Source organism: Halobacillus sp. 12SKB (assembly GCF_052941655.1).
Genome location: NZ_JBRFWR010000001.1, coordinates 4,025,933 through 4,049,631, shown reverse-complemented (window position 1 = coordinate 4,049,631; position 23,699 = coordinate 4,025,933). Strand labels below are relative to the sequence as shown.

Genomic DNA, 23,699 nt, shown 5'->3' with positions numbered 1-23,699 from the left:
CCCGGCTTTTTTCTGATAAACTATTCGTTAAACCTAGAGATGACTTGAGGAGGCAAAATGATGACGATTTATGACTACATTTTGACAGAGAATGATTTTGTAAAACAGGATACATTGAAGTACCCGTTTGAGGAACGAGGCCTTCAGTTCGGTGACGGTATTTATGAAGTCATCCGTGTGTATAACGGAAACTATTACTTAATCGATGAACACATCGATCGGCTGTACCGTTCAGCGGCAGCTGTGAAAATCGATGTCCCTTTTAAAAAGGAAGAAATGTACGAACAGCTGGATGAACTGCTCAAGAAAAACGGAATCACTGGAGATGCGAAAGTGTACTTGCAAATCACCAGAGGCTCTGCACCTAGGGATCACGCCTTTCCTGATCAAACTCAAGCCAACTTATATGCCTATGTGAAAGACCTTCCTCGTCCGGCTTCATATTTGCGTGATGGCGTCAGTGCCATTACTCAGGAAGATGTTCGCTGGGACTGGTGTTACATTAAGAGTTTAAATTTGCTCCCGAATGTATTAGCTAAACAGACAGCAAAAGAACATGGATGTTATGAGGCGATCCTCCACAAAAATGGAGAAGTGACTGAATGCAGCTCTTCCAACGTCTATTTTGTACGTCAGGGGAAAGTGTACACCCACCCTGCAAAGAAGAATATTCTGCATGGCTGTGTAAGAATGAGGGTGGAGGCTTTTTGTAAGAGAGAAAATATTGAATTTATTGAAGAAGCCTTCCAAGTAGAGGACCTTGCTTATGCGGATGAACTGTTTTTGTCCAGCAGTACCTCAGAAGTCATGCCGATTCTGAAAGTTGACGGGCAAACCATTGGCGATGGTCAACCCGGCTCCGTAACACGGAAGCTGCAAAAGTGTTATGAGGCAGATGCTCAAATAAATCAAGAGGATTCTATTTTTACAAGCCAGACGGCAACTGAATAATAGGAAGGCCGGTAGTTTGACAGCTGCCGGTTTTTACTTATGTGTTTTTGTGAAGTAGTGAGCAACATACCTGTCATTATAATCCTTCAAACCATGACAGGTACCGAAAAGAAGTCCATCGTACCTGGTATCCCTCGGTGTGGAATACCAAAAGGTTAGCCATGAAAAAAGGATCAGGCGGCATAATAAATACAGGGCTGGGGATATGCTATAATGCTAAGGAAAAGAGGAAAGGAGCGGTCTATTATGGGTAATGTAAAACTTGAAATGACAGAAGAACAATATGAAACTCTGGTGGAGATGGTGTTTTTAGGGACATGGATGGTCAACTCTACGAAGCTGGAGCTGGATGAACAGTTCGAAGATGTCCGCGAACTTGTGTTGGCAAAATATAAAGAAGCGAATCTTGAGGACAAGGTTTCCTATCAGGAACAAATCGGTGTTCATGACCTTGATGTGGATTATGAATCGAAGCTATTAGATACGCACGTGGAAGAATATGATGAGTTCAGCTTCTGGGATAAGTTGGTCGAGAAACTCGCCGAAAAAGAGATGACGGAAATATACGGCCCGATGGACGGGAAGCTGACAGAAGAACAAATGGAAAAGCGTTTGGCCGTTGAGGAAGAAATCGGTCGTAAGCTTGAAGAGACAGGTGTGACGAAGCTCTCCTTTGAAGAATGAAAAAAAGCGTGATGACAGCATCACGCTTTTTGAGGCATTTTTTTCTTCGGCTCTGTCCACAGAGCAGCAATCGGCCGGGCCCACTGGAACGACCATTGAATGAGCGGACCTAATAGCAAGGCGACAATCAATGTTCCAAAACCGACCGGTGCTCCAAGCAAAAATCCGATAAGAGCCATTCCGGATTCGGAGAAGATCCGCACCGTACTTTTCGATTGGTTTGTTTTTTCATTCATAATCATCATGAAGTGATCCAGAGGAATCCGGGGAAATGGAGTTCGTAAATAAACAGAGATTCCCACAGCTGTGGCTAAGAGGCCGAGTGAAAAAATGCCCCATTGAGCCCACCATGCTTCATACTCCATATTCTCAAGCATTCCGTATAGGAAGATATCCAATGTTCTTCCGCGGATGATAATTGGGATTAATGATTCGAATTGGGGTCGCTTATGCTCCAACTTTGCATTGACAAGTAAAAGGATGACAAAAGCAACGATCATGACGCTTCCGACAGTTACAGGGAAATGCATCGATAGGCCGACAGCAATGCTGTCTCCTGGACCCACTCCTAAACCGGATTGTATGATCAGCGCAAGGCCAAGGCTTGAAACGACAAGTCCTGCCACATAGATGATAAACAGAAATAAATATTTCATAGGTAGACTCCTTTATGTGTCCACTTGTGCTCCGTTTATCATATCGTTTGGCTTCTGGGATGTAAAGTTTCTGAATGGAGAGTTTGCCAATTGTTCAGAAGGGAAAGCAAAAAAGAGACTGGAAGAAAGGGTGATACGTATGCAATACGCCGTTGTAACAGGGGCTTCTCGTGGCTTAGGAGAAGCGATTGCACGTCAGTTCATTTTAAAGAGTGTGAATGTGGTGGCTGTTTCCCGCTCAGGTAATGAAGAGTTGAAAGACTTGGCAGATGAAAATGGGGTGGATTTTCATCATGTCAGCTGTGACCTGAGTGACATGGACGATTTAAATCGAGGGCTTAATCAAATGGTCGAAAATGTTTTCCACAAAGATACGCATTATGTTTACCTTGTCAATAATGCCGGGGTCATCGAACCGATTGAAACGGTTGGTCAATTGGAAGCAGATGCTGTGCAAAAACACATGCAAGTCAATGTGACCGCGCCCATTCTCCTTGTGAACCGTTTCGTTAAGGAAGCGAATGAAAGAGACCTCTCTCTTGGGATCATAAACATTACTTCTGGTGCAGCAGAGAAGACCATCCATGGCTGGAGTACATACAGCAGCTCCAAAGCAGCCATCAATCGTTTCACAGAAACACTGGCCCTTGAGCAGCAAGGGAAGGGGCACAGCATACTTGCCTATAGTCCTGGTGTTATTGATACAGACATGCAAGGCGAAATTCGTTCCTCTTCAGAGGACGCTTTTGCTGATGTGGAGAAGTTCCGCAAATTGAAAGAAGAAGGGGAATTACGCTCGCCTGATGAAGTGGCCAATGTATTAATGAACCTTTTAGAAAAGCCGGATAAAATCAAAAATGGTCAGGTGTATAAGCTGTATGATTTAATAGGTAAATGAGTGAAGGAGCCCAGTGTTAAACCGGGCTCCTTTTAATATTCCAGCAGTTCAATTCTTGGAAATTGTTTATGAGCTTCTACTCTTACCCGTCCTCCGATAGGGAAAGTGAAAATTGGGGTAGTATGTCCGAAGCTGGCATTATAGATGACTGGTAATTGGTCGAGCTCTTTTTTAGAGTTTAGAATCTGAACAAGCGTTTCATCATCCATGTTTGATTCTTTTTGGAAGCGGCCGATGATTATTCCCCGGACACCATCGAAGTCAGGTTGATGGATCAACGATTGTAAATCACGGTCGAAGGTGGCGGGGTCTGATAACAGGTCATCTTCAATGAACAAGATTGTACCCTCGAGTGAAGGCATGAATGGCGTCCCTTGTAACAAGTTCAATGTACAAAGATTCCCCCCTAAGGAAATTCCTTCAGCCACTCCTTCATGCAGCACTTCATAGCCAGGGTTGGTGTGAAATTGTCGTTCGTGCTGGTCCAAGTACCAGTGATCGTCACTCCATTCAAGCGCTGGGCGTATGTGTAGCTGTTCTGTTTCAGTGAAAACTTTCATAAAATGATCGAACGTGTAGTGAATTCCTTTTTCCATGCCAAAAGTGGAGAAGTGAGGACCACTGTATGTCACCAGTCCTGTTTTTTGATATATCGTGTTAGACAGAGCCGTAATATCAGAATAGCCACAGAAAATTTTTGGATTCTTTTGGATGAGATCAAAATCAAGATAGCTCAACAATTGGTTGCTGTCATATCCGCCGAGAGTAGTCAAAATGGCTTTGACATTCGGATCAGAAAAAGCTTCGTGAATATCTGCTGCTCTGTGATCGACGGGATTGGAGATGAAAGGGCTGCTTTCTGCTGCATATGTACTGAAGGTTACCTTGAATCCCGCCTGATTCAATCGCTCTACGGCAAGATTCTGTTGTTCAGGTGCTACAATGGATAAACTTTTTGCGGGGGAGATCACTCGAATTTCATCTCCCTTTTTCAATTTCTCAGGAATCATGGGTTTTCCTCCTTCGTGCATTGGTAAATTACACAACTATACCAAAAAGTATGGTCTGCGTCCATCCGCATTTAGAATATTTTGAAACTATCTCAAAATCGAATCGTAGGTATAAGAAAGGAGGAGTTTTATGTTCTCAACCATTATCGGGTTTATCCTTGTTGTTGCTTTTTTAGCTCTTATCTTCAGGTTTGTGGGCCAGTCAACGAGTAGTCGAACCCTTTCCACTAAAAAAGATGACGCGACGTGGCAGCCTGGATTTCATCAGTTCGACCATTCAGATGGCGGTGGAGATGGGGGAGGCGAGTGAATCGTAACTCTCCACTCACTTTCTTAAAATCACTCCCTGAAAATGAGTGGGGCCATCTTCAACTTCATCCAATGGGATTTTGTGAAATACTTCGAGCTTGAATTCAGTGCTTAGAAGAGATTCAAGAATATTGTCTTCATAAAAAGAGAAAAAGCGTTTAGGCTCATGAAAGTCTCCCTGCCAAATTCCTTCGTGGCTGATCCCGCCATAAACTCCTAAATAAAAGAGTCCATCCTTTTTGAGAACACTCCGAATACCTCTGAGAACTTCAGGGAGATTCTCTTTGGGTACGTGAAGCAGACAATTCAACGCCCAGACAGCATCAAAAGATTCTTCCGGAAACTGTAAGTCATCAAAGCTCATCACATCTGCTTTCAAACCTTTTTCACGGCAATGTTCCACCATTTCTTCAGATAAATCCGTTGCATAAACGTCGAGACCTTCCCGTGAAAAGAATAGACTGTCTTTTCCTGGCCCGGACCCAATTTCGAGCAAAGATTGTTTCTCCTCATCCCTTAATCTTTGCAAGAAAGCCATTCGCTCATCGATTTTCCAATCTTGTGTAGGTGATTGATTCCGTTGTTTCGACTGACGGTCATACGCTACAGTGAGGTTCTTTTTTAGATTTTGCGGAATCAATGGCTCTCTTCCTTTCTGTCATAAGTAATCGCCAGCATACCGTCTTGATATGCTTTTGTCTCTGTAAGCTGCAACTCTTCTTCCTGGTCATGTTTTTGAAATAGTGGAATGCCTTTGCCGATCAATGTTGGTTGAATGAAGATCCGGTATTCATCAATCAAGCCTGCGGATATGAAATAATGAATCAGATTTGCTCCTCCGACGACCCAGATGTTTTTATTCTGTTCATTCTTCAGCATGTTCACAAGCGGCAGAATTTGCTCAGGCTGGAGGTATGTTGCGAATTCGTCGTGGCCTTCGCGCGTGTTACTGACCACATAGACATCCTTCATTTTGTAGGGGAACTCTTCAGCTAATTCAAAGATATGATCATACGTTTTTCTACCTAAAAATACGGCATCCACCGTTTGGAAAAATGCTTCATATCCATAGTCTTCTTCTGTATCATCCCGCAGCCAGTCAATGCTGCCATCTTCCCTTGCGATGTAACCATCAGCACTTTGAGCAATAAATAAAGTGACTTTACCCATACGAATTCCTCCATTCTTTTGTCTTGTATTTCCAAGCCACTTCATCATATAATAAACGTAACTAAAAAAGAAGGGACTGACGTTTAAAGCAATGAAGTACTAATTCTGTTGCTAAACGAGTATGAGAATAAGAAAACAACACTCGTTCCAGAAACAGGATTGGTCTGTCCTTTTTTAAAAGAAGGATTCTATTGCTTTAACATCACTCTTCACGTATGTCGTGGTGTGCCCAAAAGCGGTGGCGGACTTGAACCTCTCTGGAACGATTCAGGGAGGTTTATTTATGTTAAACATGCGTGCAGTCAATATTCAATATCAGATCGGGAACAGGGACATTCTTGATATAAAAGAATTGAGGATTCATGAAGGGGACCGTATTGGTCTAGTAGGAAGGAATGGAGAAGGAAAAAGTCTCTTGTTGCAGTACTTGTTAGGAAAGCTCGATGTAGACCCTCAAGTGGAGTGGCACACTTCCTATGCATGGCTGAAACAGATGAATGAAGAAGAATGGAAAACTTCCTCGATGAGTGGTGGAGAAAAAACACTCGCACGTCTCGAACAAGTGCTTGAAAAGGGCCATTCGTTGCTTTTTCTTGATGAACCAACTAACAACCTGGACTGGGAGCATATCGAATCATTAGAAGAAGATCTTCTCCATCATAAAGGTGCCTATATCCTTGTTTCCCACGATCGAATGTTGCTCAACCGGTGCTGCAATAAAATCTGGGAACTTGAGCAAGGTGAGATAACGGAATACCACGGGGATTATGATTTTTATGAAGCACAAAAGGAACTTGAACGAAAGCAGAAGTACGAAAAGCATGAACAGTATGTAAAGGAAAAGAAAAGGATTGAAGAAAGAATCCGTCAGAAGCAGTCCCAATCCAAAGGGATGAGAAAACCACCTAAAAGAATGGGGAGGTCTGAGTGGCAGCTGGGGAAAAACAAAGCGGCGGCCCACCAAAAGAAGGTAGAGCGTGTCGGTAAGACCTTGGAGCGCAGGTTGAATCGTCTTGAGAAGACAGAAAAGCCGATGGAATGGGATCAAGTGAAAATGGAGTTCAGTAAATTGAACCCATCAAGTAAAAAAGTATTGGGGACGGTGGAGGAGACTGAAGTCCAGGCGGGATCTAAGTTTCTTTTTACCAGCCCTAAATTATCATTGAAGAATGGGTCGAAGACAGCCTTCATGGGTGGAAACGGAACAGGAAAATCCACCTTTATCCAACATCTTTTAAGAACAACGGAATGGCTTTCTCCGGGAGTAGAAGTCGGGTACTTTCACCAGACTTTGGAAGATTTACCTTTAGAGAAGAAAGTGTACGACTATGCAAGCACAGGGAGTTCACTTTCCGAAACTACAATACGGATCATCCTTGCTCGCTTAAGATTCTTTGCTGATGATATGAACAAAACCATAGCCCAGTTAAGTGGAGGAGAACGTGTGAAGCTGTCTCTCGCAAAACTCATGGCTAGCGGAGCGCCTTTCCTCCTGCTGGATGAACCGACAAACCATCTGGACCTCGAGGCTATTCAAGCTTTAGAAAGGTTGATTTGTGATTTCCCAGGAACGATTCTCTTTGTGACTCATGATCGTACATTTATCGAGAGAACAGCGGACCAATTATGGATAATTGAAGATTCGAGGCTGAAAACTTTTGATGGTACTTGGAAGCAATGGGAAGAGTATGTACAGAATCCACCCGTCGCAGATAACGAAACCTACGACCAGATGGCATTAGAAACAAGGTTGACGGAACTCATCAGTCGACTAAGCATGCCTGGGCCGAATGATGATGTTGAGGGGATGGAGTCTGAGTATCAACAAACGTTGTCTCAACTAAAGAAACTGAAAAAGGATTAAAAAAAAAAGCGACCGGTCATGGTCGCTTTTTTTTATGATAAGGTCTTTTTGTTAATCTCGCGATTGTTTTACAGGCTAACGAGCCGTCTCGACTTTCTTGGCCTCTTTGTTATTTCTCAAGAACATATAAAGAGAGGCACCAAAGATCGTGAAGTAACCGAGGATGCTGAAGATATCGGGTACTTGATCAAATAATATGATACTGATGAGTGCTGAATAGACGACTGTAGAATAGAAAAAGATTGAAATCTCTCGGGCCGGTGCGAATTTGTAAGCGATGGTCAAGCCAAATTGTCCTAACGTCGCAAATCCACCAGCGGAGAGTAGGTACACCCATTGTTTCATGCTCATCGGTTCATAGAAAGCAATGGTGAAAGGGAGCAGGGTGACCGTTGTGAAAAATGAAAAATAGAAGACGATGGTATAAAACTTTTCTTTATCTCCCAAAACACGAAGCAAAGTATAAGCGCCAGCCGCAAACACAGCAGAGAAAATCCCTGCAAGATAAGGGATGAATTCGACTGAAAATGCAGGTTTAATAATGAACAGTGTACCAATAAATGCGATAATAATTGCGATGATTTGATACAGACGTGCTTTCTCTTTCAAGAAGATGGCTGAAAAAATAATTAACAGAAACGGGCTGAGTTTGTTAAGCATATCCGCATCTGACAGTACGAGATTGTCAATGGCATAGAAAAACAAAACCATCCCGATCGTACCAAGTGCAGAACGTGAGAGCAGCAGCTTCTGGTTTTCCTTTTTACCAAATAATCGTTCTTTGTTGTATAGGACAAAACAAAAAGCGATAATCGCTGATACAAGGTTACGGAATAAAGTCTTTTGAACAGTCGGAACGTCTCCAGACAGCTTGACGAGTGCCGCCATCATAGAGAATCCGAAGGCAGATATGAGTAGAAGTATGATTCCTTTATTTCGATTGCTCATGATGGTTCCTCCAGTTGTACTTAGGTTGTGCAAAAAAAACACCTTTACCATCCTAATACAAAATATCCTCGAAAGAAAGCCAGATGCACTCCTTCCACAAAAGCTCACTATTCTTGAAGAATCAGTTTCGAGACTTTTGTTGAGTGGATGTGGCTGCGGGGAATAGCTCGCTTTCCGCGGGAGTGCGGTGAGCCTCCTCAAGCTTCGCTCTGCGGGGTCTCACCATACACTTTTTTCCCGCAGGAGTCTCGCCATTCCCCTCCGCCCTTTGCTATATAAGTAACTCGAAAACACATCTTTATTAAGCCACTTTTATGCACTTGATCATTGACTCCCGAGGCCGCTATTCTGCATTTAAGACCTTGGTATAGTGCGATTTATGATCATAAAACCAGGATGGTGGGAAGCCCTCTTTTGAGCAAGGGGGTTCGCTTATCCCCTCTTCGAATGGGGGGAAGCTGCGAGACTCTCGCGGGAATGGCTTGCCGTCATCCCCGCAGGAAAGCGAGTAGGTTCCCGGCCACCCCTGACGCTCATCCCAAGCAACGAACCCCGAGGTATCTCGAAACGGAGTCTTCCGCAATTCTGCCATATTGTTGAACATAGTGGATTGTCTATACATGGTCTTGAAAAGTGCGATATACTTAGAGTAGTAAAAGAGAAGGAAAGGGCGATAGAATTTGATATGTTCTCAACCAATATTTGAGAGAACGCGTGTCATAGAAAATAATCAGCAGCTTTATTTAGAGAAAGAAGACAAGTTGAAGCTGTTTGAAACAAGGGTCGTGTCACCAAAGGAAACATTTCCTCTTCATGCCATCCATGATGTTTCATATCGAAAATCTTCGCCCATGTATGGAACGCTTTATCTGCACACGCACAAAGGTGTACGCGCGTATATGGTGAAAGAAGATCCTAGTCCTTGGATGAAAAAGTTAAAAGCCTATCTTATAAGTGATATAAATTAAAGGATATAGGACGTGATGGAGTGAAAGTGATTGAAGAGAATGACCGTATTTATCTTCGGGAAGTCTTTCTTGAAGATTGGTCAGCTTTTCACCCTTATTCATCGAATGAAGAGACGGTAAAACACCTGCCGTGGGGACCGAACACAGAGGAAGACAGTCTCTTTTTCGTCCGTCAGGTGATTATTGATCGGAAACAAAGGCATAGAAGCCGCCACGTGTTTACTATAGTAGAGAAAGAAAACGACCGTATAGTTGGTAATATAGAGATGAATATCAGAGACTGGGATGGTGTTGGGGAAATCGGCTTTATCATTCACCATGATTATTGGGGAAGAGGTCTGGCGACTGAAGCCGTTCAATTGATGGTCAACTATTGTTTTAAACACTGTGAACTTCAACGAGTGGTGGCAACATCAAATCCGGAGAATATCGGATCGATCAAGGTTCTTGAAAAGGTCGGAATGGTTAGAGAAGGAACGCTTCGGAAGGATTTGCTTGTGAAAGGGAAATGGCAGGATTCCTGTGTCTACAGTATCCTCAGGGAAGAATGGATAGAAAAAAGCGCAAGGCTTTAAGCCTTGCGCTTTTCTTATGAGGCATTTAGTTTGTCATTGACTGTAAGTCGTTGGACAAGTTGAGAGCTGTCCTTATTCAATCCAACAATCTCAACATTTATATTACGTTCTTCATACTTCGTTACAAGTTTATCAATAGCAGCCACAGCCGAGTCATCCCAAACATGGGCATGGGTGAAATCGATGACTACATGAGATGTTTTAACATCATAGTCGAAATGCTTAATCAAGCTGTCTGTGGAAGCAAAAAAGACTTGCCCACTGACATGGTAAACCACTTTTTCTGCATTCTTGTCGAAGACTTCCTCAACTTTTACTTTTGAGATCTTAGCAACGAAGAAAATAGCGCTCAAGATGACACCAGCAATGACACCTTTAGACAGGTCATGAGTTTGTACTACTGTACCAACGGTTACTACCATGACGATACTGTCTGTAATTGGCGTCTTTTTGAAGCGTGTGAGCGAACTCCAATCAAACGTTCCGATGGATACCATAATCATGACTCCAACAAGGACGGCCATAGGAATTTGAACGAGGAGATCATTGAATACAATAATCAGCATCATCATGAATATTCCTGCTACGAGTGTTGATAATCGTCCACGCCCGCCTGAAGAGACGTTAATTACTGATTGACCGATCATGGCACAACCAGCCATTCCACCGAAGAACCCTGAAACAACGTTTGCCATTCCCTGTCCTCTGGCTTCTTTGTTTTTATCACTCACAGTATCTGTCATATCATCTACAATCTGTGCAGTTAATAATGATTCAAGTAACCCTACAAAAGCAAGAGCCAGCGAGATAGGGAAAATAATTTGTAGTGTTTCGAACGTCAATGGGATATCTGGCAGTAGAAAAATTGGTAACGTACTGGATAATTCACCCATATCTCCTACTGTTTTCAATCCAGCTCCTGTCGTGATGGCGATGATTGTCATTACAACAATAGCCACAAGTGGTGATGGAACGGATTTCGTAAACCTAGGTAGTATATAAATAATAGCTAATGAACCAACTACCATCGCATACATAGCTAACCCTGCCCCTTCAAAATGGACAAGTTGTGATGAGAAAATGAGAATGGCTAAGGCATTCACAAAACCAATCATGACAGACCTAGGAATGAATTTCATAAGCTGACCAATTTTCAATGCACCTAAAGTAAACTGTAGGATTCCCGTCAAAATTGTAGCAGCCAGTAGATACTCTAAACCATGGTCCTTGACCAAAGTAACCATCAGGACGGCCATAGCTCCGGTCGCGGCAGAAATCATACCTGGACGCCCACCCATAAAAGCAATGACGACAGCGATACAGAAGGAAGCGTACAATCCTACCATGGGGTCGACTCCAGCGATGATAGAGAAAGCGATCGCTTCAGGGATGAGCGCCATAGCGACAACTATGCCTGAAAGCACATCGTTTTTTACGTTTCCAAACCATTGTTGTTTAATTGTTTCTGTGTTCAATTGCGCACCTCTTTCTATTATTTTTGTTTTGTATTGTCCGTGACAATACGGAAATCCGGCAAGAACGATCAGATTATATCACCTTTAAGGGATATTACATAACCCCATGTAAGCGCATTAATGAATATTTCTCTCTTTTTTTCTCTCTTTTTCGCTTATATAGACCTAAACTATACAAAATTTATTTTATTAGGTGTTATTTAATGGCAGTTTTTTCACCTGTATAATTAATGAAAATGGTAAAATGAAAACAATAGAAGAATATGGACTGGGGGAATTCCGATGTATAAGAAAATATTAGTAGCAGCAGATGGATCCGAGCACTCCATACGGACGGCCGAACGTGCTGCAGAGCTTGCCAACTTGCAAGGGGACGGCGAGATTACAATCGTTTATGTGATCGACGGCGAGCAATCGAAATCAGATGTTTTGTCCGAAGGGAATCAAGGTTTAGTAGAAAAGCGTCGACAGCAGAGGTTGAAACCAATTGAAGACATCCTTCAGGAGAAAAATGCTTCGTATCAAATAAACATACAACATGGTGAACCGGGCCCAACAATCGTTAAATATGCAAATGAAAATAACTTTGATCTTGTAGTCATTGGAAGTAGAGGTTTGAACACCCTGCAGGAAATGGTATTAGGAAGTGTAAGTCATAAAGTGGCAAAGAGAGCGAAATGCCCAGTAATGATTGTGAAATAATTTCTATGATAACCTGGAAGGGAGATTTTACCTAATGAATGATCAAGGCTGTATCAAATGTGGAAGTACAGATGCAGGAAAAAAAGATGTATCTATGACAGGTTCTGGTCTATCAAAAATGATGGATGTACAAAACAATAAGTTCACCGTTGTTTATTGTAAAAACTGCGGGTACTCAGAGTTTTACAATCAGAATGCTTCCAAAGCAGGGAACATTCTTGACTTCTTCTTTGGAGGCTAAACATCAACTGAACGATAGTGGAATATAAAAAAAGCTCTGAGTTTTTACTCAGAGCTTTTTTAGAGTTTTAAACAATTTTATAGTATTTTTTTTGAACCATACGATTCAGGAAATATTGGGTGATGGCAGTGATGATTAATAATATAAGAATCAGCATAATACTCACAGTCCAAACCCCTTCCAAGCTGCTATTCCACAAAATAAGAATGACGACCCCGAAGACCGCAGCTTCCAGGGCTAGAGGAACAATTCCAATAAACCTTCCTTTAAATACTTCTCTCTCATCCGTCCAATTCAGCTTAGGACTGTATAAGTCGATCATAAGCCCAGCGATGCTTGCGACCCAGCCTGTAATTAAAGAAATGATAAACCAGAGGAGCCAGATGATAAAAGGTACTTTAAGGACGATTAATGCGGCCAAACTTAAAAGCAGTATGGAAAGTAAATTCATGAAAAAAGAAACGAGCAACTTGCTTAAAATGACTGTCGATGATGGAATCGGCAAATACAAATGGTTGAACCAGCTCTTTCCATCCCTTGAAATGGAAGAAAAGGAGGCCGGGTTGATTCCAAGTGCGACAACTGTGAGCCCAAACATCCCTAGAATCACTTTCTTCCCTTCTATTACATTGAGCTGCGTGCCCCATCCCGTAAGTGGGCCGTTGGGGTCCAACATCATAATAACAATCAAAAATACAGGAAAGAAAAGGCTTTGTACGACAATTTGTGTGAAGAAAGTCGGTGTTCGAAAGATGATCCGCATTTCTTTTTGCCATAAGCTCGTTAATAGAGACTGTTGCTTTAAATGCTTCTGAACTTTTTCTTCGTCGAACTTGTTGCGCTTCCCGCCGGATAACCCTAATACTCCTTTAAAGTATAATTTTTGTCCGACTGTAAGGAACAACAAAATAGCAACTAGAGATAAGGCGATAAACACTACAAAGTAAAAAAGTCCAGTCCAGGACCCTATTTCAGTAAGTGCGATACTACTGAAGTAAGCAGTTGGGAAAAATTTCGTAACAAGCTCAAGGAGAGCGTTTTGCTGTGTCAGCATTTCCGCGACATTAGCTGTACCTGAATCCAATCGAAGCAGTACATTGATTCCAATAGCAAAGACAAACCCAAGGAGTCCAACGAGAACTTTCGTCCGATCTTTATTTCTTGATATGTTAGCGAAGCGCATTATAAACATTAAGACGATAGCAGTCAAAACGAAAGGAATAATCGGCGTCAAAGCCCAGACGATGATCGCAAGTAGGTAATATAGAGCTCCGGCCCCACTATGTAAGCCGTAAAATACGAGGGAAGGGAGCAGCAATATCGTATTTAAACCGTATAACGATAGAAATGGAACAGCAGATTTTCCAAATAATATTTGATATGGCTGGAAAGGTAAAGAAATAAATGATTCTACATCTTCGGCGAAGTAAAAAGAACTGAGTACAGTCCCTATACTCGTGAAACAGAAAATAAAAGTCATCATGACAAACAATAGTCCGAGAATAACCCCTTCGTTCCCTAGTGGTTCAAGGGCAGCGTACATGTTTCCAATGATCCCTTGAATGAAAAACAATATGAGCAGGCCGAAAGGAATCATCATGAGGCCGATTATGACAAATCCGAATTTTTCCGTGTTGCTTTTATTAGCCATGGACAACTGCATTTTGACCATGACGCGCATCAATTTCCACGCTTTATTCATTTTGGGTCAGCTCCAGGAACAATTGCTCCAGATTATCATCATCTTTAAATTGCTGTCTCATCTCAGCCATATTTCCCTTGAACTGTACATGACCATTGTTAATGATTGCGACTTCATCACACAGCTGTTCTACTACTTCTAAAACGTGGGTGGAAAAAAAGACGATTTTCCCTCTTCTGGCGTGGTCGCGCATCATTTCCTTTAGTGTGTAGGAAGACTTCGGATCCAGCCCCGTTAACGGTTCATCAAGAATCCATACGTCTGGATCATGAAGCAGTACACCACTGACTACAATCTTCTGTCTCATACCATGGGAGTAGGTCTGTATATGATCATTCAACGCCTCATAAATCCCGAAGCTTTTCGTCAAATGTTCGATTTTTTCTTTTCGTATATCTTTTGGCACTTCGAACACATCAGCAATAAAATTCAAATATTCGATTCCTTTTAACCTGAGAAAAATGTCTGAACGGTCAGGGACATACCCAAATTGATGCTTTGCTTTCATCGGTTCTTTCGCCACATCAATACCATTCATAATGATCGAGCCTTCATCAATGGGTAAAATTCCGGTCATCATTTTGATTGTTGTTGATTTCCCAGCTCCGTTCGGACCGAGGAAGCCGAAGATTTTACCATCTGGAACAGAAAGGTCAAGGTCTTTCACCGCTTGCTTACCTGCGAAGCTTTTAGAGATGCGATTGATTTCTATCATAATTTCACCCTTTACTTAAGTTGCTTTCCTCTTTTCTATACGAAAGAAAACGGAGAATGTTTCAAATTTCCAACACCAGTGCTTTTATGTAATTCCACTGCTTATTAAAGAAAATGGAAGGATTGTGGAAGACTTGATTTCGAGATGTTTGTTTGGATTTAGGGGCTCCGGGAAAAGGTTCGCTTTCCGTGGGCGAGTGATGAGCCTCCTCGAGCTAACGCTCTGCGGGGTCTCATCTACCACGCACTTCCCACAGGAGTCTCACCGTTTCCCTCCGCCCCTTTACCATATGAGGTTCTCGAAATCCCTCTTATAGTACCTGCCTAAAACTCTTTTAAATCCTGCATAAACCGCGTTGACATAGGCTTCTCAACCATAAAAGCTCCTATTGCTGGAAGGTAGCTTCGAGAATTTCTTCCGGCAAGTGGGCGGAGGGGAATGGCGAGACTCCTGCGGGGAAAAAGTGCAGGGTGAGACCCCACAGGACGCAGTCCGAGGAGGCTCACCGCGCTCCCGCGGAAAGCGAGTTATTCCCCGAAGCCCCCATCCACTCAACAAACGTCTCGAAACTGAGTCTTCAAAAATAGGGGCTTATGTGGGATTGTCTGATTGATTATAGAAAGAGGACCATATGATCTTCGTCTAAATAGCGACCTGGTAATTTGATGGCTTTTTCCTCTGTGCCGTAAGTATGGAACCCAAGCTTTTTATACAACTCCTGGGCTGGGTGATTATCTGTAACTACGCTCAAGTGAAGCACTTCCAGCTCGATGGCACGGGCAAATTGAATTAACTCGTTGATCAAAAGTTCTGCGCCACCTTTTCGTCTATGGTCTTTGGTTATGTACATGGCTACAATGGAAGCTTTGTGGGAAAACTTTGGATGAGTTTCTTTCACTAAGGTGACGACACCTGCCAGCGTTTCCTCAACAAATAGCCCAAACGTACGGGAGGTCTCACCTTCAAGCCTCTCTGCAATGGTGTTGATTGGATCAGGACGTTGTTTTTCCTGTTCATATGTAGTGATAAACGCATCAGGATTGGTGAGTAGCGCCTCAAGTCTCAAATCGTAATATTCTTTAGCGTCTGCTTGATTCAATTCGCGTACTTGCATAGTCAATGACCTCCTTCGGTTGTTCCTAGACTAGCGAAAAACTATGGTAAAGTAAAGAGAGAACGTATTCAATGACTGAGGTGATCTTATGACTGAAAAGGAAAAGATGCTGGCAGGCCAATTGTATAAATCCTGGGACGAAGAATTGACGATGGAACGTTCACGTGCTAAGCAACTGACGTATCAATTGAACCAGACGAAAGATACAGAAGACCATTATCGTAAGCAGCTGATCCAAGACCTTTTTGGTACGATTGAAGGGGATATGGGACTCGAACCCCCATTTTATTGTGATTATGGTTACAATATTCATGTAGGGGACGGGTTTTTTGCTAATTACAACTGTGTATTTTTGGATGTCTGTGATATTCGAATCGGAAAAAGAGTGCTGATTGGCCCGAATGTCCAATTGTACACGGCCACTCATCCAATGGATCGAAAAACAAGGGCAAGTGGATTGGAGTCGGGCAAACCAATTACCATCGGTGATGATGTATGGATCGGAGGAAGTGCAGTCATCAACCCAGGAGTGACCATTGGAGAGAACGTCGTAATTGGCTCAGGGGCAGTGGTGACGAGAGATGTTCCGCCGAATGTGTTTGTAGCTGGAAACCCTGCAAAGGAAATTCGCAGGGTAGACTGAATTCAAAAGGGTAGTCGTTCCTCCAATTTTTCGTTATCATACTAGAGGATACTTGCATACGTAATAGAAAAAGAGAGGATTGAGCAAATGATCAAACGTAAAAGTCAAAGAGAAATTGAAAAGATGCACGAAGCCGGAAAGCTTCTTGCGAGTGTTCATAAACAACTGCGCACGTTTATTAAACCCGGCGTAACGACTATGGAAATCGAAAATTTCGTTGAAAAGTACTTAGCCGAACGTGGAGCCTCGGGTGAGCAAAAAGGTTACCAGGGGTATGAATTCACTACATGTGCTTCCATCAATGATGAAATCTGTCACGGTTTCCCACGCCAGGAAAAATTGAAAGAAGGCGACATCGTGACCATTGATATGGTCGTTAACTTGAATGGTTTTCTCGCTGATTCAGCTTGGACACATGCCGTAGGAGAGATTAGTGAAAAAGCTCAAAAGTTGATGGATGTCACGAAAACTTCTCTTTATAAAGGGATTGAGCAAGCTGTTCCTGGGAACCGTATTGGCGATATCGGCCATGCGATCCAGTCCTATGCAGAAGGAGAAGGCTATTCCGTAGTCCGTGACTTCACAGGACATGGAATTGGTGATTCTATTCATGAAGATCCTTATATTCCTCACTTTGGTGCGGCTGGAAAAGGAGCGCGACTGAAAGAAGGGATGGTTATAACGATTGAACCGATGATTAACATTGGTGCTTGGGGAAGCCAGATGGATGAAAACAACTGGACGGCACGTACCATCGACGGCTCACTTTCCGCCCAATACGAGCATACCGTAGCCATTACAAAAGAAGGTCCTTTCATTCTTACTGAACAGGACGAAGGATAAGCAAAAAGAAGGCTCTCCATTGAGCCTTCTTTTTTTATTGAAGAATATGGCAGGATTGTGGAAGACTCAGTTTCGAGACTTTCCAGGGTTCGTTACCTGGATTGTGCGCCAGGGGTGGCTGGGAAGCTACTCGCTTTCCTGTGGGGGAGTGGCGAGCTTCCTCGGACTTCGTCCTGCGGGATCTCGCCTATCTCCTTTCTCCCACGGGAGTCTCGCAGCTTCCCAACCACCCCATTTGATGAAGGGGATAACGAACACCTATACCAAGTTGCAAGGTCTCCCGCTATCCCGATTGTTGTAGGCATGAAACGCTCTGTATCAAGCTTTCAGGGTTCAAGTACCTCGGCTTGGGAGTATCCTTTTACTCCCATTACACTGAATAGCTGATTATTCGGGAAGTGGTTTCGAGACCCATATATAGCAAAGGGGCGGAGGGGAATGGCGAGACTCCTGCGGGAAAAAAGTGCAGGGTGAGACCCCACAGGACGCAGTCCGAGGAGGCTCACCGCGCTCCCGCGGAAAGCGAGTTATTCCCCGCAGCCCCCATCCACTCAACAAAAATCTCGAAACTGAGTCTTCAAGAAAAGGGAGCTTTAGTGAAGGAAGGTTGTTTCATTTGAGTAATAAAAAAAACTCCCCTATGAAAGGGGAGTTTTTTATACGTTCTTATTTTTGAACGTTAGCTGCTTGTGGTCCACGCTGACCTTCTTCAATTTCGAAAGTTACAACTTGTCCTTCTTCAAGAGACTTGAAGCCTTCTTCTTGAATAGCAGAGAAGTGTACGAAGACGTCGTCTTGACCTTCTACTTCGATAAATCCAAAACCTTTTTCTGCGTTAAACCATTTTACTGTACCTTCAACCATGTACGTTACCTCCTGCGTGGAAAAACTCCACATTGTATTACTATTCTTGCTCTTCAAGTTCCATCAAGACGACATCTTACGAAACATCTTCTCTTGCATGAATCTGATCGAACAACGAATAATTAACCTTAGTATAACAGATGGCCAAAAGGAATGAAAGCCCTCTAAGGAAAAAGTTTTCCCAACTACTGGGAATGTTCACTCCTGAGGCTGTGTGAGATAAGCTTGGTTCATCAAGGAGAATAAGGATTTCTCTACAATGGCGTCCACCTCAGTATTTTGAATACGTGCAAGATCATAGAGGGGACGTCCTTGTTCCAACAAATGCTGGACAATCAAATAGCCGGTGTAATTGGCTTCTTTTTCAAAACCCGATGCCCCTGTGCCTTTTGTAAATGAATAAAGGGCTTCATAATCGGTACGGTGGAGGTGAGGTTGGATGTTCATCATGACACGGTTCGGTTCGCGACTGCATTTTTCCTGTTCCCAGCATAATGGGAAGTCGATCATGCCGCTCTCTTCCAGGACTTCTTCGGTTGTGTGGGCTGCCATTCCTTCCTGGAAGATCAACTGCCCTAATGTTCGTGTATGGCTTGGAGCAAGTCCGGATTGACTGCAGTGGACGACACGCGTCAACTCTTGAATCAATCGTGTCCGGCTGGATGATAGTTCGACAGGGAAGCAAAGGGTATAATGCTGGTTCTTTTCCATAATGAATGGATCTGTTTCAAACGTTCCAACAAAAAATATGACGGTCATTCTTACGGGCGATGTACAGTGGAGAATTTGTTTAATGGACTCTACATAACCATTCACCTCTAAAGGGCCAATATCAAAATATTGAATTTTGTCATAGACTTGTTCGTATCTATTCCATGCATAGTCAATCATTTCTTTAGCTAGCTGCCCTTGTTGATAGCCGGGCGGGGTGTAGGGAAAAGCGTATTGATCGGTCCACAACTCATAGCGTTTGTGCAGCGGTGTTTGGGAGGCTTGGTCATAAAACGTAAGGAAACGATCCAACATTTGTTTGCATTTGACATCATCCATGATGATCCCTCCGAATGTTTAAGTATTAGTCAAAAATTCCAGGCGTTTATTCCAAACGGTGTGTGCGTCTTTACCTATCCAAATCAAATGACTATCGGAGTCGACTTCAAAAATTTCGCAATCAGGTACGGAAGACTTCAATAATAGAGCATTCGTGTAGGGTACACTGCGATCTTTCTGAGAATACATACCAAGAACAGGTACCTGAATGCTGCTTATATCCGGGGTTTCGTGTTCGAGATCTGTGACAAATCCTCTTCCGGATCGAGAACTCGCTAGCATATCTACAATAAAACGGCGGTCGTTAGGGGTAAGGTTGTTCAAGTAATCTTCAACGTTCTCTGTTGTCAAATCAGCAAGCAATTGTTTCAACACTAAATCAGGGAAAAATTTCAGCATGGTTCGGAGACTGCTCCAAACGATTTTTTCTGCTGGCCCAAAAAGGAGCGAGGCTCTTTTCTTCACATCACTTTCCCATGAAGTAAGGAGTGCGGCTTCAAGCAGCAAACGGTCCACCCGGGCAGGGTGATGAACAGCTAGAGCAATGCCCGTAGGACCAGCCGCCGATATAGAGATGACATTCACTTTTTCTAGTTGGAGATGATCGAGTACTTCAACGATTGTATCGGCAAAATCCTCTGGAGTACGACCTGTGGAAAGCTCTGTGTAGTCGTAACCAGGGCGAGAGATCGTAAGTAACGAAAACCCTTCATAAACCAGACTGCTGTGAGATAAGTCTGTATCTCTTGTGGAGTGTCCACCTTTCAATAACAAAACAGGAGGGCCGGACCCTTTATATGTAAACTCTACTATTCCTTTGGATGTATCGAGGAGCATCGTCGTCAATGGGTTCATCCCTTTCTTTCTTCGTTTTTCCATACATTCAATATAAGCTATAATGAAAGAAAATGAAACATCAGACGATTCTGAAAAAAGGGGTTGAAAAATGAGAATTGTGTCGATTTGTCCCAGCAATACTGAAATTGTCGCTGATCTTGGGCAGACCCACCTGTTGGTTGGTGTCGATAATTATTCTGATTATCCAGAAGAAGTAGAACACCTTCCGAAGCTTGGTCCTGACTTATCCATTGATATCGAAAAAGTTGCATCATTGAAGCCGGATCTTGTTTTAGCATCCTTATCTGTGCCTGGAATGGAAAAGAACATTGAAGGGCTGGACGAGTACGAACTGCCCTATATCATATTGAATCCGAACACGTTATATGAGATTTCTGAAGATATTCGTCGTGTAGGAAAGGCAATTGGAATGGAAAAGATAGGGGATCACCATGCGGATGCTTTTTTGAAAGAATTGGAAGAGTTCAGGCATCTCTCCAAGCAGATGCAAGAAAAGCCTTCTTTGTATTGGGAATGGTGGCCGAAACCAGTATTCACACCGGGCAGATTGAACTGGTTGAATGAAATAAGTGAACTTTCTGGTGGAGTTAACCTCTTTAGTGATCAAGAAGTAGCCAGCTTTCAAACGGATTGGGAAGAGGTTAAAAAACGTGATCCTGATCATATATGTATGGTGTGGGTAGGAGTGAAAGAAGAAAAAATGAAGCCGGGTCTTATTAAGAAAAGACCGGGGTGGTCTGAACTCAAAGCTGTAAAGCAAGACCGTATTCATGTCCTGGAAGAGTCCCTCTTTTGCCGTCCAAGTCCTCGTTTACTGGAAGGTCTTAGGAAAATTTCTGATATTATCAAACACGAAAACAGCAAGTGATTGTACTCACTTGCTGTTTAGTGAAGCTTCCATTTATGTTTAGGAACAGCCAGTTCTTTAAAATTAGCCGCTAGGTCGTTCAGTTGTTTGGAAAGAAGTTCTCCTTCCATCGGCAGACCGTGGCCGGTAATGGCTACTGATGGCTGAAGAGATGAGAGTTCTTTCACTGACTTTTCCGCTTCCTCCCAGTTATGAGTGAAGTATGCAGGCGGTCCGTGAACGTGCTGGTGTTGAATAAATACAGCCATACTGGATTCCTGTTTGACTGTAATAAAAGCATCTCCGGCAATGAGCGTCTTGTCCTTATCCCGAAACAGAGCGATATGGCCTGGTGTATGTCCAGGTGTGTGAATGAAGCGCCACTCTTCAAGGAAAGGGATGGTGCCATCGTTTGGGAGCGGGTGGATGTATTTACTTAAATCGGCTTGATGAGTCGGGAAGAAAGGCGATAGAAGTGAAAATAACCCACCCCCGACGGTTGCATCGCCTACGGGGTAATCTCGTTTACCTGTGACATAATCCATCTCCATTGGATGGATGTATATAGGAACCTTCCATTTTTCTGCCAGCTGTTTTGCTGAACCGACATGATCGAAATGACCATGCGTTAAAATAATGGCTTTCGGTTTTGTTTGTCCATATCTCTTTTCTGCGGCTTCCATAATCCGTTTGCAATAATGTCCGATTCCACAATCAATGAGGACCCAATCTTCGGCTCCCTCTTTACCAATAAAGATAACATTGACAATTAGCGTGCGGTAAAAGGCGATATCATCCAGTACTTGTTCAGCTTCAGCATGCCCCATATGATATTCTTCATTCGAATGATCCTCATGTTCCATTTGATCCATGCCCGTCACCTCAATCTCCCAGTGTTTTTATTTAGTGTAAGTCAGAAAAGGGGAATTATTCACTGTCCCTTGGTTTAAGAGGTTGACGCTGCCGTGACCGTACCAGGTACCTGACACTCATTTCCGGTGCCCGGCATCAAAAGGTGTGCGTCCGGTGCCAGATTTCATCCAGAAAAAAAGACCGCCTTTGTTAAGAAGAGAGGCGATCCTTTTTCTACTAATTCGCTTTTTCAATTGGTTGAACCTTCGCTTGCTTTGGGGTTAGGGTTTTCCCTGTCATTCCAAATAAAATCGTGAGCAATGGGCTGAGTAGGCAGAAGAAAGCAAATGGCAGGTATTCAAGAACAGGTACACCGAGAACACCGGATAGGAAAACACCACACACACTCCAAGGTACAAGCGGATTGATGACGGTTCCGGCGTCTTCTAGTGTTCTGGACAAGTTCTTCCTTGCAAGTCCTGCTTTTTCATAAATGTCCTGATAAGCTTCCCCTGTAAGCAGGATGGACAAATATTGTTCACCAATGGCAATGTTGATTCCAATCGCTGTAAAAGCAGTGGACAGCGTAGCGGATCGTGCCGATTTCAGCGACTCCTGTACACGGGTTAAAATCGAAGGGATGATTCCGGTAACAAAGAACAGTCCCCCAAGAGCTAGGGCAAGAATAACTAGTGATACCGTGAAGAGCATGCCGTTCATTCCACCTCGTGTCAAAAGTTCGTTGACTATATCATTCCCGGAATCTCCCTGGAAGCCGTCAAACCATGTCCCGAAGAGAGCGCCCCACTCCATGACACCACGTAAGCCGGCGATTAGTGTCGCTACAATGCTGCTGATGGCAAGGGATAGGAAGGCCGGGCGTTTGGTTACTGTCATAAGCACAAGTAAAGCCAATGGAATCCATGAGGTCCAGTGCATCAAGCCAGTTTCACTAAGACCGGCTTGGAAGGTGTTCAGTTGCTCAACGTCTGGTCTTCCGCCTGGAGATAGAATCATGAACAGAATAAAGGTAATTACAAAAGCAGGTATCGTTGTCCAGGCCATGTTTTTAATGTGGTCAAACAAATCAACTTTAACAACAGTCGATGCCAGGTTGGTCGTATCGGATAGTGGGGACATTTTATCACCAAAGAATGCCCCGGATACAATGGCTCCAGCGGTCATGGCTAAAGATACGTCCATCGATTGAGCGACCCCGATGAGCGCTACCCCAACCGTCGCTGCTGTTGTAAATGAGCTGCCTAAGGCTACACCGACAACAGCTGTTACAGCAAACACAATCGCTAAAAACCATGGGCCTCCAGCTAGAAGAAAGCCTGCATTCATCAATACAGGAATGGTTCCGCTTGCCATCCAGCTCGCAATTAAGACTCCAATGACAAAGAATAGAAGTACAGCCCCCATTCCTGTCTGCGCTCCTTGAGTCATTCCATACTGTAGATCTTTAAAGCTCATTTTTTTCAAGGAGCCATAGGCGATCATAATGAGAATTCCGATCAGGATCGGGATGTGTGGAACGGTTTGAACTTCAATAATGAAATAACTGATCATTCCAATAGTCACGAGTAATAGTAATGTTGATTCGATGATCCCTGGTAGCTTTTTTGGCTGCAGGTGAAGCATATGAATTCCCCCTCAATGTTTATTATTCTGTACTTTTTGGGCGGTGTTTATAAAAAATGAAAGCCCCGCCCCTGGACAAACAGGGACGAAGCTTTCACTCCGCGGTACCACCCTTG

General features: G+C 43.3%; 25 protein-coding genes. 11 read left to right on the top strand and 14 right to left on the bottom strand.

What is annotated here, in order from left to right:
• The first annotated feature begins 60 nt into the window (after window positions 1-60).
• Complete coding sequence (gene dat / locus ACQ4XT_RS20395; RefSeq protein ID WP_446855490.1) at window positions 61-951, top strand: D-amino-acid transaminase; 891 nt, start codon at window positions 61-63, stop codon at window positions 949-951.
• A gap of 246 nt (window positions 952-1,197) precedes the next feature.
• A complete protein-coding gene (locus ACQ4XT_RS20390) occupies window positions 1,198-1,635 on the top strand; it encodes a hypothetical protein (RefSeq protein WP_446855488.1) in 438 nt (145 codons plus the stop codon).
• Window positions 1,636-1,655: 20 nt separating this feature from the next.
• Here the strand turns inward: ACQ4XT_RS20390 and ACQ4XT_RS20385 are convergent, their stop codons facing one another.
• Complete coding sequence (locus tag ACQ4XT_RS20385; RefSeq protein WP_446855486.1) at window positions 1,656-2,291, bottom strand: YczE/YyaS/YitT family protein; 636 nt, start codon at window positions 2,289-2,291, stop codon at window positions 1,656-1,658.
• Window positions 2,292-2,430: 139 nt separating this feature from the next.
• Here ACQ4XT_RS20385 and ACQ4XT_RS20380 point away from each other — a divergent pair, with 139 nt between their 5' ends.
• Complete coding sequence (locus tag ACQ4XT_RS20380; RefSeq protein WP_446855753.1) at window positions 2,431-3,189, top strand: (S)-benzoin forming benzil reductase; 759 nt, start codon at window positions 2,431-2,433, stop codon at window positions 3,187-3,189.
• Between the two features lie 32 nt (window positions 3,190-3,221).
• Here the strand turns inward: ACQ4XT_RS20380 and ACQ4XT_RS20375 are convergent, their stop codons facing one another.
• Window positions 3,222-4,199 carry a S66 family peptidase gene (locus ACQ4XT_RS20375; protein ID WP_446855485.1) on the bottom strand — a complete coding sequence of 326 codons (978 nt, stop codon included), beginning with the start codon at window positions 4,197-4,199 and terminating at the stop codon, window positions 3,222-3,224.
• 130 nt (window positions 4,200-4,329) lie between these two features.
• Here ACQ4XT_RS20375 and ACQ4XT_RS20370 point away from each other — a divergent pair, with 130 nt between their 5' ends.
• Window positions 4,330-4,509, top strand: coding sequence for a hypothetical protein (locus tag ACQ4XT_RS20370; protein WP_446855483.1), 180 nt, complete (start codon window positions 4,330-4,332; stop codon window positions 4,507-4,509).
• Between the two features lie 15 nt (window positions 4,510-4,524).
• On the opposite strand, the gene ACQ4XT_RS20365 is transcribed toward ACQ4XT_RS20370, so the two are convergent.
• Complete coding sequence (locus tag ACQ4XT_RS20365) at window positions 4,525-5,148, bottom strand: class I SAM-dependent methyltransferase (RefSeq protein ID WP_446855481.1); 624 nt, start codon at window positions 5,146-5,148, stop codon at window positions 4,525-4,527.
• A complete protein-coding gene (locus ACQ4XT_RS20360) occupies window positions 5,145-5,678 on the bottom strand; it encodes a dihydrofolate reductase family protein (protein WP_446855479.1) in 534 nt (177 codons plus the stop codon). The genes ACQ4XT_RS20365 and ACQ4XT_RS20360 overlap by 4 nt, the downstream gene beginning before the upstream one ends.
• Window positions 5,679-5,961: 283 nt before the next feature.
• Here ACQ4XT_RS20360 and abc-f point away from each other — a divergent pair, with 283 nt between their 5' ends.
• Window positions 5,962-7,542 carry a ribosomal protection-like ABC-F family protein gene (gene abc-f, locus ACQ4XT_RS20355; protein ID WP_446855478.1) on the top strand — a complete coding sequence of 527 codons (1,581 nt, stop codon included), beginning with the start codon at window positions 5,962-5,964 and terminating at the stop codon, window positions 7,540-7,542.
• A gap of 75 nt (window positions 7,543-7,617) precedes the next feature.
• Here abc-f and ACQ4XT_RS20350 read toward each other — a convergent pair whose 3' ends face one another.
• Complete coding sequence (locus ACQ4XT_RS20350; protein WP_446855476.1) at window positions 7,618-8,490, bottom strand: DMT family transporter; 873 nt, start codon at window positions 8,488-8,490, stop codon at window positions 7,618-7,620.
• Between the two features lie 988 nt (window positions 8,491-9,478).
• Between ACQ4XT_RS20350 and ACQ4XT_RS20345 the strand changes: the two genes are divergently transcribed.
• Window positions 9,479-10,033: a GNAT family N-acetyltransferase gene (locus ACQ4XT_RS20345; RefSeq protein WP_446855474.1), complete on the top strand. Its 555-nt coding sequence runs from the start codon at window positions 9,479-9,481 to the stop codon at window positions 10,031-10,033.
• Between the two features lie 14 nt (window positions 10,034-10,047).
• On the opposite strand, the gene ACQ4XT_RS20340 is transcribed toward ACQ4XT_RS20345, so the two are convergent.
• The gene (locus ACQ4XT_RS20340; protein WP_446855473.1) at window positions 10,048-11,508 is read right to left on the bottom strand and encodes a SulP family inorganic anion transporter; all 1,461 of its coding nucleotides are present in this window, start codon (window positions 11,506-11,508) and stop codon (window positions 10,048-10,050) included.
• A 282-nt stretch (window positions 11,509-11,790) separates the two neighbouring features.
• On the opposite strand from ACQ4XT_RS20340, the gene ACQ4XT_RS20335 reads away from it, so the two are divergent.
• Together ACQ4XT_RS20335 and ACQ4XT_RS20330 are read left to right on the top strand one after the other, a co-directional pair.
• Window positions 11,791-12,210, top strand: a complete 420-nt coding sequence (locus ACQ4XT_RS20335) for a universal stress protein (protein WP_446855470.1) — start codon at window positions 11,791-11,793, stop codon at window positions 12,208-12,210.
• A 34-nt stretch (window positions 12,211-12,244) separates the two neighbouring features.
• Window positions 12,245-12,451 carry a zinc ribbon domain-containing protein gene (locus ACQ4XT_RS20330; protein WP_446855469.1) on the top strand — a complete coding sequence of 69 codons (207 nt, stop codon included), beginning with the start codon at window positions 12,245-12,247 and terminating at the stop codon, window positions 12,449-12,451.
• A gap of 67 nt (window positions 12,452-12,518) precedes the next feature.
• On the opposite strand, the gene ACQ4XT_RS20325 is transcribed toward ACQ4XT_RS20330, so the two are convergent.
• From ACQ4XT_RS20325 to ACQ4XT_RS20315, 3 genes are all read right to left on the bottom strand, one after another.
• Window positions 12,519-14,153, bottom strand: a complete 1,635-nt coding sequence (locus tag ACQ4XT_RS20325) for a putative ABC transporter permease subunit (RefSeq protein ID WP_446855466.1) — start codon at window positions 14,151-14,153, stop codon at window positions 12,519-12,521.
• A complete protein-coding gene (locus ACQ4XT_RS20320) occupies window positions 14,146-14,868 on the bottom strand; it encodes an ABC transporter ATP-binding protein (protein ID WP_220583899.1) in 723 nt (240 codons plus the stop codon). Before ACQ4XT_RS20320 ends, ACQ4XT_RS20325 begins: the two co-directional genes overlap by 8 nt.
• A 613-nt stretch (window positions 14,869-15,481) precedes the next feature.
• Window positions 15,482-15,982 carry a GNAT family N-acetyltransferase gene (locus ACQ4XT_RS20315; protein WP_446855463.1) on the bottom strand — a complete coding sequence of 167 codons (501 nt, stop codon included), beginning with the start codon at window positions 15,980-15,982 and terminating at the stop codon, window positions 15,482-15,484.
• An 88-nt stretch (window positions 15,983-16,070) separates the two neighbouring features.
• On the opposite strand from ACQ4XT_RS20315, the gene ACQ4XT_RS20310 reads away from it, so the two are divergent.
• The gene (locus ACQ4XT_RS20310) at window positions 16,071-16,625 is read left to right on the top strand and encodes a sugar O-acetyltransferase (protein WP_446855462.1); all 555 of its coding nucleotides are present in this window, start codon (window positions 16,071-16,073) and stop codon (window positions 16,623-16,625) included.
• Window positions 16,626-16,712: 87 nt separating this feature from the next.
• Window positions 16,713-17,468, top strand: a complete 756-nt coding sequence (map, locus tag ACQ4XT_RS20305; protein ID WP_446855460.1) for a type I methionyl aminopeptidase — start codon at window positions 16,713-16,715, stop codon at window positions 17,466-17,468.
• Window positions 17,469-18,134: 666 nt separating this feature from the next.
• Here the strand turns inward: map and ACQ4XT_RS20300 are convergent.
• The 3 genes from ACQ4XT_RS20300 to ACQ4XT_RS20290 form a co-directional block, all read right to left on the bottom strand.
• Window positions 18,135-18,332, bottom strand: coding sequence for a cold-shock protein (locus ACQ4XT_RS20300; RefSeq protein ID WP_035510016.1), 198 nt, complete (start codon window positions 18,330-18,332; stop codon window positions 18,135-18,137).
• A 198-nt stretch (window positions 18,333-18,530) separates the two neighbouring features.
• Window positions 18,531-19,382 (bottom strand): hypothetical protein, encoded by an 852-nt coding sequence (locus tag ACQ4XT_RS20295; protein WP_446855458.1) that lies wholly within the window; start codon window positions 19,380-19,382, stop codon window positions 18,531-18,533.
• Window positions 19,383-19,400: 18 nt separating this feature from the next.
• Window positions 19,401-20,237: an alpha/beta fold hydrolase gene (locus ACQ4XT_RS20290; protein WP_446855456.1), complete on the bottom strand. Its 837-nt coding sequence runs from the start codon at window positions 20,235-20,237 to the stop codon at window positions 19,401-19,403.
• A 91-nt stretch (window positions 20,238-20,328) separates the two neighbouring features.
• Here ACQ4XT_RS20290 and ACQ4XT_RS20285 point away from each other — a divergent pair, with 91 nt between their 5' ends.
• On the top strand, window positions 20,329-21,108 hold the full coding sequence (locus ACQ4XT_RS20285; RefSeq protein WP_446855454.1) for a cobalamin-binding protein: 780 nt from the start codon (window positions 20,329-20,331) through the stop codon (window positions 21,106-21,108).
• A 17-nt stretch (window positions 21,109-21,125) separates the two neighbouring features.
• Here ACQ4XT_RS20285 and ACQ4XT_RS20280 read toward each other — a convergent pair whose 3' ends face one another.
• Both ACQ4XT_RS20280 and nhaC read right to left on the bottom strand, forming a co-directional pair.
• Window positions 21,126-21,959 (bottom strand): MBL fold metallo-hydrolase, encoded by an 834-nt coding sequence (locus tag ACQ4XT_RS20280; RefSeq protein ID WP_446855453.1) that lies wholly within the window; start codon window positions 21,957-21,959, stop codon window positions 21,126-21,128.
• 217 nt (window positions 21,960-22,176) lie between these two features.
• Window positions 22,177-23,583, bottom strand: coding sequence for a Na+/H+ antiporter NhaC (nhaC, locus tag ACQ4XT_RS20275; protein WP_446855451.1), 1,407 nt, complete (start codon window positions 23,581-23,583; stop codon window positions 22,177-22,179).
• Window positions 23,584-23,699: the final 116 nt, after the last annotated feature.